Annotated in this window: 12 protein-coding genes; 11 read left to right on the top strand and 1 reads right to left on the bottom strand. The window is 36.8% G+C overall.

Annotation, left to right across the window (positions count from 1 at the left end; translation table 11 throughout):
• Positions 1 to 20: 20 nt before the first annotated feature.
• The 8 genes from IGK77_RS13560 to IGK77_RS13525 all read left to right on the top strand — a co-directional run bounded on the left by IGK77_RS13560 (position 21) and on the right by IGK77_RS13525 (position 8,892).
• Positions 21 to 2,000: a BglG family transcription antiterminator gene (locus tag IGK77_RS13560; RefSeq protein ID WP_071867523.1), complete on the top strand. Its 1,980-nt coding sequence runs from the start codon at positions 21 to 23 to the stop codon at positions 1,998 to 2,000.
• Between the two features lie 12 nt (positions 2,001 to 2,012).
• Entirely contained in the window at positions 2,013 to 2,333 is a 321-nt protein-coding gene (locus IGK77_RS13555; RefSeq protein WP_071867524.1) for a PTS cellobiose transporter subunit IIA, read from the top strand.
• Positions 2,334 to 2,354: 21 nt separating this feature from the next.
• Positions 2,355 to 2,873, top strand: coding sequence for a hypothetical protein (locus IGK77_RS13550; protein WP_071867525.1), 519 nt, complete (start codon positions 2,355 to 2,357; stop codon positions 2,871 to 2,873).
• On the top strand, positions 2,874 to 4,229 hold the full coding sequence (gene celB, locus IGK77_RS13545; RefSeq protein ID WP_019722564.1) for a PTS cellobiose transporter subunit IIC: 1,356 nt from the start codon (positions 2,874 to 2,876) through the stop codon (positions 4,227 to 4,229).
• A 486-nt stretch (positions 4,230 to 4,715) separates the two neighbouring features.
• On the top strand, positions 4,716 to 5,495 hold the full coding sequence (locus IGK77_RS13540; protein WP_071867526.1) for a cyclase family protein: 780 nt from the start codon (positions 4,716 to 4,718) through the stop codon (positions 5,493 to 5,495).
• A 143-nt stretch (positions 5,496 to 5,638) separates the two neighbouring features.
• Positions 5,639 to 6,532: a hypothetical protein gene (locus IGK77_RS13535; RefSeq protein WP_071867527.1), complete on the top strand. Its 894-nt coding sequence runs from the start codon at positions 5,639 to 5,641 to the stop codon at positions 6,530 to 6,532.
• A 112-nt stretch (positions 6,533 to 6,644) separates the two neighbouring features.
• Complete coding sequence (locus IGK77_RS13530; protein WP_074801411.1) at positions 6,645 to 8,369, top strand: hypothetical protein; 1,725 nt, start codon at positions 6,645 to 6,647, stop codon at positions 8,367 to 8,369.
• 145 nt (positions 8,370 to 8,514) lie between these two features.
• Complete coding sequence (locus IGK77_RS13525) at positions 8,515 to 8,892, top strand: hypothetical protein (protein ID WP_074801409.1); 378 nt, start codon at positions 8,515 to 8,517, stop codon at positions 8,890 to 8,892.
• Positions 8,893 to 9,323: 431 nt separating this feature from the next.
• Here the strand turns inward: IGK77_RS13525 and IGK77_RS13520 are convergent, their stop codons facing one another.
• Positions 9,324 to 10,826 (bottom strand): UDP-N-acetylmuramoyl-L-alanyl-D-glutamate--L-lysine ligase, encoded by a 1,503-nt coding sequence (locus IGK77_RS13520; protein ID WP_071867530.1) that lies wholly within the window; start codon positions 10,824 to 10,826, stop codon positions 9,324 to 9,326.
• 454 nt (positions 10,827 to 11,280) lie between these two features.
• Between IGK77_RS13520 and IGK77_RS13515 the strand changes: the two genes are divergently transcribed.
• From IGK77_RS13515 to IGK77_RS13505, 3 genes are all read left to right on the top strand, one after another.
• Complete coding sequence (locus tag IGK77_RS13515; protein WP_177187696.1) at positions 11,281 to 11,847, top strand: hypothetical protein; 567 nt, start codon at positions 11,281 to 11,283, stop codon at positions 11,845 to 11,847.
• A gap of 122 nt (positions 11,848 to 11,969) precedes the next feature.
• On the top strand, positions 11,970 to 12,575 hold the full coding sequence (locus IGK77_RS13510) for a hypothetical protein (protein ID WP_074801403.1): 606 nt from the start codon (positions 11,970 to 11,972) through the stop codon (positions 12,573 to 12,575).
• Positions 12,576 to 12,707: 132 nt separating this feature from the next.
• Positions 12,708 to 13,175 (top strand): hypothetical protein, encoded by a 468-nt coding sequence (locus IGK77_RS13505; protein WP_074801400.1) that lies wholly within the window; start codon positions 12,708 to 12,710, stop codon positions 13,173 to 13,175.
• The last annotated feature ends 80 nt before the right edge of the window (positions 13,176 to 13,255 follow it).

Below are 13,255 nucleotides of genomic sequence, written 5' to 3'. Positions count from 1 at the left end.
ACGAATAGGGGAAGATAATAATGAAACAAACAGAAAAAGAGTTATTGCGGCAATTGATTGATCATCAAGGAGAATACCTCACAAGCCAGTACCTCGCTTCTGAATTATTATTATCTGACCGTACGATTCGAAACTATTTGAAAACATTGAATGAAGTGATCGAAACCAATGGCGGAAGACTCATTGCAAAGCAAGGGCAAGGGTATCAATTAGAGGTCGTCAACAAGCTTGCTTTTGCGCTGTTTTTAAAGCAACGAGAAGTCACTGTGGAATATGGCGATCAGGTGACTGAGTTCTATGGTTCAGAAGATCGAAAAAAGTATATTTTAAATAAACTACTTTTGGAAGATCGCGCAATCGTGATCGATGATTTGGCAGAAGAGTTATATATCAGCCGTTCGAGTTTAGTGAATGATATCCAAGAAATCAAAGAGAAGTTAGCCGAATATTCGTTGAAAATTGTGTCGAAACATAAACAGGGAATGTGGATCGAGGGTCAAGAACAAGACAAGCGACATGTGATCATGGATACCTTTTTTGGAAATAAGTATACCAATTCTTTAAAAGAATATCTCGGTAACAGTCAATTCTTCAAGGAAATCAATTTTGAAGAATTAGTGATCATCATCTTGGACGAGATTCGTGAATCCAAATTAAAGGTGTCCGATTTTGTGATACAAAATTTAGCGTTACATTTAGCATTGGCAATCAAGCGAATGCGAGCCGGATTTGAGATACAAGTGCCTGAAATCACTGGAGAAGAAATCCATGAGACCGAATATCAAGCAGCCAAGAATATAACCAGACGGATCGAGTCTATAATGAATGTTCGTTTCCCAAAAGATGAAATTGCTTATTTAGCCTTACATTTGATGGCTAAATCGAATCAAAGCCATAAAAGGGAGAATCAGGAGTTAGTGACAGAGCTAATGTCAGTTCTTAAAGAACTTGCTCAGGTTCTTGGTCAGTCAATCGTCGAAGATTATCAATTCAGGAATGGCTTGCTCAATCATTTAGAACCAATGTTGGTTCGTTTAAAGAGAGGGATTGCTTTGGAAAATCCTTTAACAAAAGAGATCAAAAAAGAAGATCCCCGGGCCTTTGAATTGACTAAACACTATTTCAGTCAGATGCCTTCTTTGAAAGGTTATAAAATCAATGAGGATGAATGGGCGTATTTAGCGCTTCACCTAATGGCAGCGATTGAAAAAAATAAGGTCGATTGTAAACTACAGGCGTTGATCATCTGTGCGACTGGTTATGGAAGTGCACAATTGCTGAAAAATCGGGTATTGAGTGAATTTGGGAAAAACATTGCAGTGAAACAAGTAAAAGGCTACTACGAAATCGATGAACAGGCATTAGAAGATATTGATGTAATCATTTCTTCTATTGATTTATCTACGATGTTTTTCAAAGTACCTGTTCTCCATGTCAGTGTTTTCTTGAATGATCAGGATGTTCAAAAGATCCGTAAAGTGATTGAAGAATATCGTCCAAGTTGTTTTGTGAAACCACAAGAAGCGTTATCTTTTATGAAGGAAAAAGTAAGTTTTTATGAAGAGCAGATTTCTAGAAATTGGTTTAAAGTTTATCCTTCAGCACCAACAAAAGTCCAAGCTATCAATGATTTATTGGCACTTTTACAAGAAGATGAAACGGAGAATTATACGTCTGAGATGGCTCACCAAATCGAACGTCGTGAGAAAATGGGGCAAATCATTTTCAGTGAACAAGTAGTTGTCCCGCATCCAGCGATCCCAGTGGGGGCTACTGCTAAAATTGCAGTGGGGATCATTCCTGATGGGATGGAATGGGATGAACAAGGGGCGATCCATTTTGTCTTTCTAGTCTCTCCTTCTTGTATTGAGAATGAAGGAATCACTGTTGTAACGAAAGCAATCGTGAAATTTATTGATCGATTGGATCTACAGCAGCAGATTTTAGCTGAACCAACGTTTGAAAATTTTAATGAACAATTTATAAAAATGATTTATTAAGGAGGAGTCTTGATGACGGAGAAAATGACGAGTGAAGAGCTCCAAGTAACCGCTTTTGATATTATTTTTCACAGTGGCAATGCACGAACATTGATCCACGAGGCATTTGCTTTGTTACGAGCAGAAGATTTTACAGAAGCAGAAGAAAAGCTAAATGAAGCAAATCAAGAAATTTTAGAAGCCCATAAATCACAAACGCATTTATTGAAGGAATACGCGAGTGGACAAAAAATTGAAATGGAGATCATTATGGTCCATGCGCAAGATCATCTGATGACGACGATGACGTTATTGGAAGTTGCAAAAGAAATGAGCTATCTATATCAAAAATAAACAAGAACAGGGGGTGAAAAAATGAGTGAAGCTGAAAAAAAACAACGAGAATTAGAGAAAAAGGCATTTAGTTTGAAAGTCTTGTATTTTAATCGTTATTTGATCATTCGCTACTTAACGGCTGGGTTCTTTTTTACCAATCTTTATTGGCTGGTTGCCTTACTTCTTGCGAGTAGCAAGATGTTTTGGGTACCATTAGGGCTATTATTCTTTCTTTTACCAGTCGTCGCAGAACAAGTGGCACTTTATCGCACACATAAAAATAATGCAACGGTTACTCGAAATTATTACCGCTTGCAAGCGGTAACCAACGTATTTCTCCTATTAGCAGTATTTTCACCAGGGTATTCTCAGTTGTTTCCTTTTATGGCGAATGGTTCAAATGGGCAAGCATTGATTTTATTTGTGATTGCCAGTGGGTTGCTAATCTGTCTGTTTTGTCAGCGACGCTTGAATAAAATCCATGCAAATACGGATCGTCACTATCAACGAATCAAAGAGTATGAACGTGTAGTACATTTTGGAAAGGGGAGTAAATAGATGTTTGATTTTCTACAGAAATATTTGATGGGACCGATGGGGAAAGTGGCACAGTTCAAGATCGTACGCGCAGTAATGGCTGCTGGGATGGCGTCGATTCCCTTTACGATCGTAGGCTCGATGTTTTTAGTTTTGAATATTTTACCGTTACCATTTCCATTTTTAGAAGGATTTTTCAATGCAACTTTCTTTAAAGTCAGCGACTTGTATATGATCGTCAACACGATGACGATGGGGATATTATCTGTTTATTTTGCTATTGTATTTGCTTATGAATTAACGTCGATCGAAAGAGATGAACAAGCACTGAACGTCAATCCTTTAACTGGCGCGCTATTATCTGTTTTTGCTTTCTTTATGTGTATTCCAGAGTTGATCATTTCAGACGGAAAAATCAGCTTGATCTCTAGTATGACCGATGCAGAAACTGTGGTTAGTGGTGTACGTATGGGCGCATTTGTCGAACGTCTAGGTACGTCAGGTATTTTTACCGCCATCATCATGTCTTACATTGCAGTTGAGTTGTATTGTATGTGTGTGAAACGTAACTGGGTCATCAAGATGCCAGATGTTGTACCACCTGGGGTTTCACGTTCCTTTACTGCATTGATCCCAACGTTTGTGATTGCCTTTGTGGTGATGATTGTCAACGGCACATTAGTTGCGTTAGGAACAGATATTTTCAAAATGATCGCTATTCCATTTGGATTTGTAACAGAATTGACGAATACGTGGATAGGGATCATGATCATTTATTTCTTGATCCACGCGTTATGGATCGTAGGGATTCATGGGGCGAACATTATTACCTCATTCTTGACACCAATCGTTTTAGCGAACATGGCAGCAAATGCGCAAGGTGCAAATTATCCTTTAGCCGGCGAATTTAATAATTCTTATGTAACAGTTGGTGGTTCTGGAGCGACATTAGGATTAATTATCTTTATTGCTTTTATGGCAAAATCCGATCAGTTAAAAGTATTAGGAAAAGCTTCATTAGTACCAGGGATCTTCAATATCAATGAACCAATCATTTTCGGGATGCCGATCGTTTATAACCCTTACCTGGCAGTACCATTTTTCTTGGCACCAATGGCATCCGCATCATTAGCATACTTTGCCATCAAACTAGAAATCGTTCGACCAATGTTAGCTCAAATGCCGTGGCCTTCACCAGTAGGGATCGGCGCCTTTGTTGGTAGTGGAGGTGACTGGAAAGCCGCTGTCTTAGCCGTCTTATGTGCGATTCTCGGCTTTATCATCTGGTTGCCATTCATCAAGTTTTATGACAATAAATTATTGACTGAAGAACAAGAAAAAGCCGCAGAATTAGCAAGAGAAGGTTCAGTGGCTTAGTGATTCAAAAGAAAACTCAGTTGCCATTCGTTAGAGATGGTAACTGAGTTTTTTAGTGAGTTGTTATGAAAAAAGGAAAGCCTATATATGTTGAATAATGAGAAAATTGGAGAAGCTTGTAAAAATAACCTTGTATACAAAAAAATAGATATCTATTGGTCAATAGAACCTACAAAGTTACTTCTAGAGGGAGAACACTATCAAAGTAAGGCATGAAATAGTAGAAAACAGTTGCTCCCCCTCTTAAAGGAAGCCGCAACATTTCAATTGCCAGGAGAGTCAAAAGCGCAACATGATAAAAATAAGGAGAATAGTCTGGTTCATATATGGACAGTCATAAAAGGATGTAAACATGGTCGATAGCAACTCAAGGATGCTTGATATTTATATCAAATAACAGAAAAAAAAGGACAAATATGTGGGAAATCCTCCGTATACTAGATACAAGTATGAAATAAAGATGTTTAGAAAAAGGAGGACAAGTAAATGAAATTGATTGATTTAAGTATCACAATTGAAAATGAAGTGCCAAGTGATCCGCAAGAAATGATTCCGGTGATCAACTATTTAGACCACGAGAAAAGCGTGCCTGATATGTTACGCTTTTTTGAAACAGCAAAAAAGGAAGACTTACCTAATGGCTTAGCTTGGGCGATGGAAAGTGTCCAGCTCACTACGCATACTGGCACTCATATGGATGCACCTTATCATTATCATCCAACGATGGATAATGGACAGCCAGCTTGGACCATTGAAGAGGTGCCCCTTGATTGGTGTTATGGAGAAGGCGTCATGCTTGATTTTTCAGATAAACCAAATGGCTATCAGTTAACAATCACTGACTTTCAACACGCCTTGAAAAATATCAACTATACACTCAAAGAAAAAGATATCGTGTTGATTCAGACAGGTGCTGCGCCGTTTTGGGGGACGCCAAACTATTTGATCAGTGGATGTGGTGTCGGACGAGAAGCAACCCTTTGGTTATTAGAACAAGGAATCTGTTTAGTTGGTACGGATGCTTGGTCGTGGGATCGACCATTACCGTTTATTGCGGAAGAATTTAAACAGACTCGCAATCCCTCGATTATTTGGGAAGGTCATTTTGCTGGAATCGAAAAGAAATACTGTCATATTGAAAAATTGACGAACTTAGATCAACTGCCATCCACTGGTTTCAAGCTAAGCTGTTTCCCAACTAAAATCAAAAAAGCGAGTGCTGGTTGGACACGAGTGGTCGCGATCATGGAAGAAAATCAATGTTGATTTGAAAAAGAATGAACGGATTTAGACATCTAGCGTCTGCCTATAGTGGGGGCGCTGAATGTTCAGATCTGTAAATGGAAGAACTGCGAACAAGAATAAGTAGACAAAGCGGAGACAAAGCAAGTTCATGGAGGGATAGATCAATGGATTCAGAAAAAGATATCTTGCTTTATGGCTTATATAAGAAACGTGAAGCTTTTTTTGCCGATGTAAAGAATAATAAAGTTGATCTACAAGGCTATCCAACCTTATCTGGTGAATCAGAACATGCACATATTATTGATTATTATAATAACAGGCTACATATGGCGATAGTTGAACGAAAAAGATCAGGAAGGTTACGCACTTTTGGGCAGTGGCGTCTATTTATAGAACAACTACCTTTTGTGTTATTCCGATTTTGGTATGAACATCCGCTTTGGAAACAATACTTGCAGTGTATGGACTGGAGTCCTAAGAACTGTTTATGGGCAACGTTCAATTATCCAATCTTTCATGAAAATCTTCGACTAGAAGGTGTCGTATTGTATTTTCAAAATGCAGAAGGCGAGATAATAAGTTGTAATGACCATATTACTAGAGGCTGTAAAAATGGCATCGATATGGCCATCCATTATCCCAATATTCTCATTTATTTCGTGTTGGATGGTATAAAGATGAAAGAAGTCATGAAAAAAAATCGCCAAAAAAAGTACAAAAGTGAGTATACCTGTAAAGAATTACGCTATATTTACCGACATTGGTATCAATTAAAGGAAAAAGTCTTATTTTTCCTAAATCGAAAAATTGTAAATGCTCCTTGGATTGAAGGAGATCACATTCATGAATGGCAAAAGTATCATGAGCATCGTAAGAAAAAGTTAGGGAAAGAGATCTCTAAATCTGTGGACGATCTAACATATGATGTTTTCCCAGAAGAGAAGAAGAAAAATAAATTAAAGTCTTTCAAATCACTGCTTTTAGAAGTAAGTGAGAAAGGACACATCCAAAAAAAAATGGAAAAATCTATCGGTAGACAGCGAGCGTTCACGTTGTGAAGTATTTAGATGATTCGTGTATATATTATTGGCTGTTACGGCAACAAATATTTGGTTATTGAAGCGTATTCGTAGAATAAACAGGCGTCACTGAGGAACAGGAGAGAAAAGAATGATAGCAAATGAAATAAAAATTTTGTTTTTTGGGAAGAAAAGTGAGTATCAATGGTTATTTGAGTCAAATGAATCGGAACGATTCCAACCGGGTAAAGACTATCAGGTACAAATGTTTGACGCATGTAATAATGAAATAGAGAAGTTGATCATTCAGTTTGTTAAGGAAAATAAACTACTTACATTAAAAGACTGGGAGGATTTTTCTGATAACTTACCTTTGTTACTATTTCCACAAAATGAAAAAAAATTAATTTATTTTTCTGAATACTATGAGTCAATGAATCGCTATCCTGAGAATCACTTAACAAACGTTTTTGAAGGAGCCATTCAAGCAGGAAATCTTCAGACAGATGGCCAAAGATTATTCTATACCAATGCTGTTGGAAATGAAATTTCAATCAATCTACTTAAGGAACATGGGTACAAGACGGCTCTAGATACGGCAATGAGTCATCAGCTAACTATTTTATTTTCTTTAAGTCATTTCAATCAAAGAGATATCAGCGATTACGATTTTTTAAACCGCTCTGAAACAGCTATTTTTCGCGAATCGATTCACTATATCTATCGAGAATTTTCGCAATTAAAAAATTTTAAAGAAAAGTTTCTTTTTATAAACAACATAGAAAGTGTGCCACCACCTTGGATTGATGGAAATTATATCAAAGATTGGCAAGCTTACATTAAGCAAGAAATTGACACGAAAAAGTCAGAATCAGAAACGAATCAAGAACCAAAAAATAATAGAAAAATATTATTTTTTGGTCATGAAAGCGCCTGTGAATCGTTAGCTAAAACCCCTGAAATAGAGGAGAAACTCGTCAACAAGGACTATAAGGCGCATATGTTTGACGCTTGTAATAAAGCAATCGAAAAGTTGATCATGGGACATGTTGAGGAAGGGAAACTGATAACCAAGGAAGATTGGGAGATTTTTACTAATAAATTACCTTCTTTGTTGGAATCACAAAGCGAAAAGCTAGTACATGTACCTGAGTATCTTCGAACGATGGGGTTAGAGAGGGAAGATCAATTCAATCGATTAAATAAAATAATGGGAGTGTTTTTTACCAAAACATCACCCGGTAGTTTAAAAACAGATGGAAAAAAACTATATTATGAATTTTACTGTTATAAAGATCATAAAATGAAAGCACCTGTAAAAGGGCTTGAAATACAAGCTTATGAGATTGCAGTGGATATGGCTATAAAAGAGAATATCCCGATTTATATTTCCTTAGATGGTATTGACCTGCGTGGAATATGTTTTAAACTTCAAAAACACAATGTGGATTTACTCCCTAAGAAGGTCCTTAAAAATGAGCTTTTGCTACGTGCACTCCGACAAATTTACCGGAATTATTCAGAACTAGGGGAGAAAGTTACTTTCTTTGAAAACGGAAAAAGAGTAGCTCCACCTTGGATCAAGGGCGCATTTGTTCTAGAGTGGCAAAGATATTTTGAGCGTAAAAAAAATAAACTGGAACAGAAAAACATCCCCTCTTCTCTGACAAAAGTAAACCGAATGAATAAATTAATACAGACAATTCATGACGAGAATATCATACAAACGGTCAAAAAAATGAGAAAAGATATGAATCCAGCCTTTCGGGAAAAAGTAGAAATGTTTGGCAAACAGGCAAGTGCGCTAAATGAACAGAGGATCAGACAACAAGCTCAAACAAAAGTAAGGAGACATTCCGTTCAGGTAGAAAAGTAAGAGGAATATCAATTTTCGTATTTACGTGTAAATGATTAAGTTTAAGAAAGTGGGATAGTGGAAGGGATACAGACAAAGTGTACCTTTTATGATTTGGGATGGATGAGCAGCGAAAACTATTTTACCAAGGTGTAATTTGAGAAAAGTGACACTGAAAGGATCTCCTAGTCTGACAGAACTAAACTCATCGGCATATGCCATTGATCACTACAATAAAGAGCTATATGAATGGATCGTTAGTAAAGTGTTGGAAAAAATTAAAACTGTAGAAGAGTTGCAAGGATTTGAGAAAGTGTGGCCTAGCTTATTAGCAGAAGAACATAAGTATCGACCGCATTGGAAAAGATACTGGCAGTGTATGCAATGGGACCCTAAAAATCGCTTGTTGAATAGATTCAAAAAAGTGGTGATTGAAAGACGATTATTCGTGGAAAAGGGCGCACTTTACTATCGCAACAAGTATAAAAAGAAAAAATATTTAATAAGCCTATCGAAAGAGAGTGTAAAAACAGCATTGAAATAGCCATCCACTATTCTAATCTTAGGATATATGTTGTACTAGACAAACTGAATATGCACAATATCTCTGAGAAAAATTGTTATGGACATTACGAAAGTGATTATACGTGTAAAGAACTGCGCTATATTTTTCGCTAGTAGGTTGCATTAAAAGAAATAGTCGTTTTTTTAGAATAAAAAATCGTTAAAGCACGACCTAATACAGTGCTTCGAAATGACCATCTCTCAATAACTTGAAAGCAAAGATTCATAAAAAAATGATTGAAAGGTGAGAAATCTAAAGAAAAAATCATTCACTTACTCTTACTTCAAAAAATACAGAGATAACCATATAAAAAAGCCAACTCATCATAAAAAAGGAAAGCTCATGATGAGTTGGCTTTTTAGTTGGTGTTAGCTGTCTAAATTAGAAAATCTGGTTCTTCTATAAAGCAATCATTGTTCGATCAAGCGTTTTGCTATGTCATAGTCACCTTCATAAGGTTCATCTACGCCACCAACTTTTTGATACGCATCCACGCCTTTACCAGCAATCACAACAGAGTCTTCTGGATGGCTTTCTGCTAATGCTAGTTGGATCGCAGTGGGACGGTCCATTTCATAATGAACAGCAAGCGCTGTATTGGTGATTGCTGCGTGGATTTCTTCTGCAATTTTTTGTGGATCTTCAAAAGCAGGATCATCTGCAGTCAAGAAAACGATATCGGCTGTTTCTGACAAGACTTCTCCAAAGTCTTTTCTGCGGGAAATCGCTTTGTTTCCTGGACTTCCTAGAACGACGATCACACGACCATTGGGATGTTCACTTTTAGCAAATGCTAAAAGTGTTTTTAAACTTAAATAGTTATGGGCATAATCAACGTAAACATGGGCGCCGTTCTTATGGGTCAACTGATCCATGCGTCCCGGTACTCTAGCTTCTCTTAGGCCTTGTTGGGCATCGGTGATCGAGGCACCGACTAAAGTCGCCGCAATGATTGCGCTAGCTGCATTTTCTTGATTGAAGCCACCAGCTAATTTGATCTCATACTCCGCTTCAACAGGTAAATCAGAACCATGTGTGATCAATTGAAACGCCTGTGTTTGATTTTCTAAACTTTTCACTTGAACGTCTGTTGTATCTGCTCGTCCGTAAGTGATTGCAGGAATACCGTGGACTTGACCTGTTTCCACTAATAAATCAAAGTAATCACTCTCACGGTTTAAAATCACTTTTTTTGAATTTAAGATCAACTGTCGTTTGCAATAAAAGTAATCATCAAACGTAGGATGTTCGATCGGACTGATATGATCTGGAGAGATATTTAAGAAAATCCCAACATCTAAAGTTAGTCCATAAACACGTTGCGTCTTGTAGGCTTGAGAAGAAACCTCCATGACAAGATGTGTCATACCGTTTTCTACTGCTTCAGCCATCATGCGATACAAGTCAAGTGACTCTGGGGTCGTTAAATTCGATTTGAAAAAAGACTTGCCGTCTAATGTGGTATTCATTGTTGAAAAAAGGGCAGTTTTATAGTTAGTCGTATGGTCTAGAATGGCTTTTGTAAAGTATGCAGCGGTGGTTTTACCTTTAGTCCCAGTAAATCCGATGACTAGCATCTTGTTTTGTGGATAATCATAAAAAGCCATGGAAAGAATCGCCATTGCTTTGCGAATATCGGTCACGATTATGCCACATGCTTCATTCTCATAAGGTTCTTCGGCGACGTAGTAATTAAGCCCTTGAGCAATTGCGACAGTTAAATATTCTTCTTTAAAATTTAATCCTTTACAAAAAAATAATGTCTCAGCGTCGACCTGACGTGAGTCATAACTTAATTTCTTGAATACTCTATTTTCTGGAGCATAAAGATGCCACCCCTGTGGTGATACAAATTCTTTTAACAGATTTTCTTTTAACAATAAGTTGCGGATATCTTCTAAGGAGAAGCTCATTGAATCATCCCTCACTTTGTATTTATTTGGTTTATTATAGCATATTTTTTGTTACGTATTTTCAGGAACAGTTGATTTAAGTAAAAATGAAAGAAGATAGAATATGGAAAGTGGACAGGAACAAATGATTGGATACGAAAGAAACGGGCAGATTTCCATAATAAAAAAGTGATATTCCAACAGGAAATAGTGCACAAAAAAACAACGAATGTAGCAAAGAAGTGTTCCATCGCTGATATCCAACAGCAGATCAAGCGAGATAAGGAAATCTTACTAAGGAATCACTGATTGAAATAAAAAGAGAGAAGGTCTAAAAATGAATTCTGAAAAAATAAGCGGATTTAATGAGCAGTTATCAAAGAGAAATACTGTATCTAAAGAGAAACGAGAGCAATCTGAACGGAGCAGAGAGGTTGAATCTTTACATTCAAAAAATCATCTAGAGGATAGTTCAATGTATAGTATAGAATCTGACTCAATCTACTATAGTCTAGACGATAGCTATAGTTCACAAGATCATTTGATACCTAGGGAACAAGCCAAACAAGCGAGTCAAGACAGTGGGAAACAACTGGGAATGATGACCAGGGTGTGGAGAAATCTACTAGATTCTAAATTTTTAAATAGCGTAGCCTTAAATAAGGCGAAGGAAGAGTTCGGTGGAGGCAGAATCACGCAACATTCAGAAGAACGAACAAAAAAAACAGTCAACAGTGTTCCATCTTTAGGGAGAACCTCTCTACAGCTTAAATCAAAACGACGAAGAATTTTGTCATACATAGTTGAAAAAATCCAAAAAATAGGCAGGAGAACAAAGAGGAAAGAACCTAGAACAGTTGGGAATTATTCGTTACCAAAGCCAAAAACGATCCAAAAAAATGAGAAGCAGTCCACTAAGATAGTAAGGGATAGTCCAAGCTACTTGCCGCATAAACTTCGTTCGGCGAATGAAGCTGCCAAAACGGCAAATAACTTATTTTCAAAAAAAGAAAAAGCTGTGGTTTCTAAAGAACGAGGGTAAATCGTTTGGTCTCAGCTTTAACCTTTTAGTAGAAAAAATGGTAAAAGGACAGAAACAAACTAGGTCTATCTGATAGTATCTGCAAGGCGAGTCTTAAATAAAAAAGAAAGAAGGAATAGAAAATGATTGATGAAGAAATACGTGAATTTGGGGAAAAGTTATTTAACAAAAAGGATCTATCGAAAGATGAGAAGCTTATAGCCTTTAAATATATAGTTTCACATTATAATATACCAGAAGATGATGTAATAGCCAGACTAGAAAACAACTTTGTACGCAAAGAAGACTCATTTAATGAGGCGATAGATCAACCTCATCGTGAACAAAGATTCAGACCCCTAAAGCAAATCGGTCGAGCAATTCAGTTACTGTGGAGAAGAGCATGGGGAATGATAAGAGGCGATCGAAAGTCCGATAGAATTGCTTTAGAAAAGGCGAAGAAGGCGCAAGTTGTCACTAAAAGCAACAACGAACAACAATCAAAAGCAGGAATCAGTCGAAGCGACTTGACTACAAGTAGAACAAAACACGCAAACAAATTTGATGATGTAAAGGCTACAGAAGATTCGCCGCAGAGCCCACAAATGGCCAAAAAATCCATTGAGGATATGAAAGAGAGTCCGATATACTTCACACGTAAAATTCGTTCGGCGAATGAATTTGCACAGGCAGTAAACACCGCATTAACTAAAAAGGTAAATCATCCGATTTCTAAAGAACGAAGATAAACGTTTGGTCGGAGCGTGAAAGTCTAAGTAAAACAAAACCTTAAAAGGATGGTAGATGGTAAAGAGAATAATCTATCTTGTTTCAATCTAAAAATTGTTATTTAAATAAAAAATGGAAGAAGGAATAGGACAATGAATCCAGAAATCACTATGAATTCGATCATCCCATGTATCAACAAGTATAGGCGACAACGTGCAAAATATGATGTATATGAATTAATTAAATTAATACAAGAAGTAGAAACTAACCCTAAACTGCAAGAATTGTTAGCTAAAGAAGGAGGTCCGACTAAAGGGGAAGCAGCGTTAGACTATGTGTTAAATAAGATAGATCGTAAATTTGCAGAAGAACTAATTCCTAGCAAGCGTTCATCTAAAAAGACTGTACCTACAAGCAAAATGTTTCCTATAAAATCAACGAATGATGGAAAGACAAGAGACGCTATAGTTACCTCTGATCAAAATAGTAGAAAATTATATACTAAATTCGAAATAGAAGGTTTTAATAGAAAATGTGATTATGCAAAAAAATATGCAACTGTTGTAAATGGCAACTTAGAAAAAAATGAAAAAGCGATGATTTCGAAAGAACGAAGATAGAGAACCAGTTCATCCTGTGAGTGAAATAAAACAGTGATTACGTAAAAACTACAACTGCTACAAAATAAAAAAAGCCGATA

Source organism: Enterococcus sp. DIV0806c (assembly GCF_051710905.1).
In the GTDB taxonomy this organism is placed as follows: Bacteria; Bacillota; Bacilli; order Lactobacillales; family Enterococcaceae; genus Enterococcus_B; species Enterococcus_B mundtii.
Note: the sequence above shows the minus strand (reverse complement) of the source record. Positions and strands in the feature narration are given on the sequence as shown.

Coding starts and splice junctions, on each gene's coding strand:
- IGK77_RS13560 (WP_071867523.1), top strand. CDS start 21: ATGAAACAAACAGAAAAAGAGTTATTGCGGCAATTGATTGATCATCAA.
- IGK77_RS13555 (WP_071867524.1), top strand. CDS start 2,013: ATGACGGAGAAAATGACGAGTGAAGAGCTCCAAGTAACCGCTTTTGAT.
- IGK77_RS13550 (WP_071867525.1), top strand. CDS start 2,355: ATGAGTGAAGCTGAAAAAAAACAACGAGAATTAGAGAAAAAGGCATTT.
- celB (WP_019722564.1), top strand. CDS start 2,874: ATGTTTGATTTTCTACAGAAATATTTGATGGGACCGATGGGGAAAGTG.
- IGK77_RS13540 (WP_071867526.1), top strand. CDS start 4,716: ATGAAATTGATTGATTTAAGTATCACAATTGAAAATGAAGTGCCAAGT.
- IGK77_RS13535 (WP_071867527.1), top strand. CDS start 5,639: ATGGATTCAGAAAAAGATATCTTGCTTTATGGCTTATATAAGAAACGT.
- IGK77_RS13530 (WP_074801411.1), top strand. CDS start 6,645: ATGATAGCAAATGAAATAAAAATTTTGTTTTTTGGGAAGAAAAGTGAG.
- IGK77_RS13520 (WP_071867530.1), bottom strand. CDS start 10,826: ATGAGCTTCTCCTTAGAAGATATCCGCAACTTATTGTTAAAAGAAAAT.
- IGK77_RS13515 (WP_177187696.1), top strand. CDS start 11,281: ATGTATAGTATAGAATCTGACTCAATCTACTATAGTCTAGACGATAGC.
- IGK77_RS13510 (WP_074801403.1), top strand. CDS start 11,970: ATGATTGATGAAGAAATACGTGAATTTGGGGAAAAGTTATTTAACAAA.
- IGK77_RS13505 (WP_074801400.1), top strand. CDS start 12,708: ATGAATCCAGAAATCACTATGAATTCGATCATCCCATGTATCAACAAG.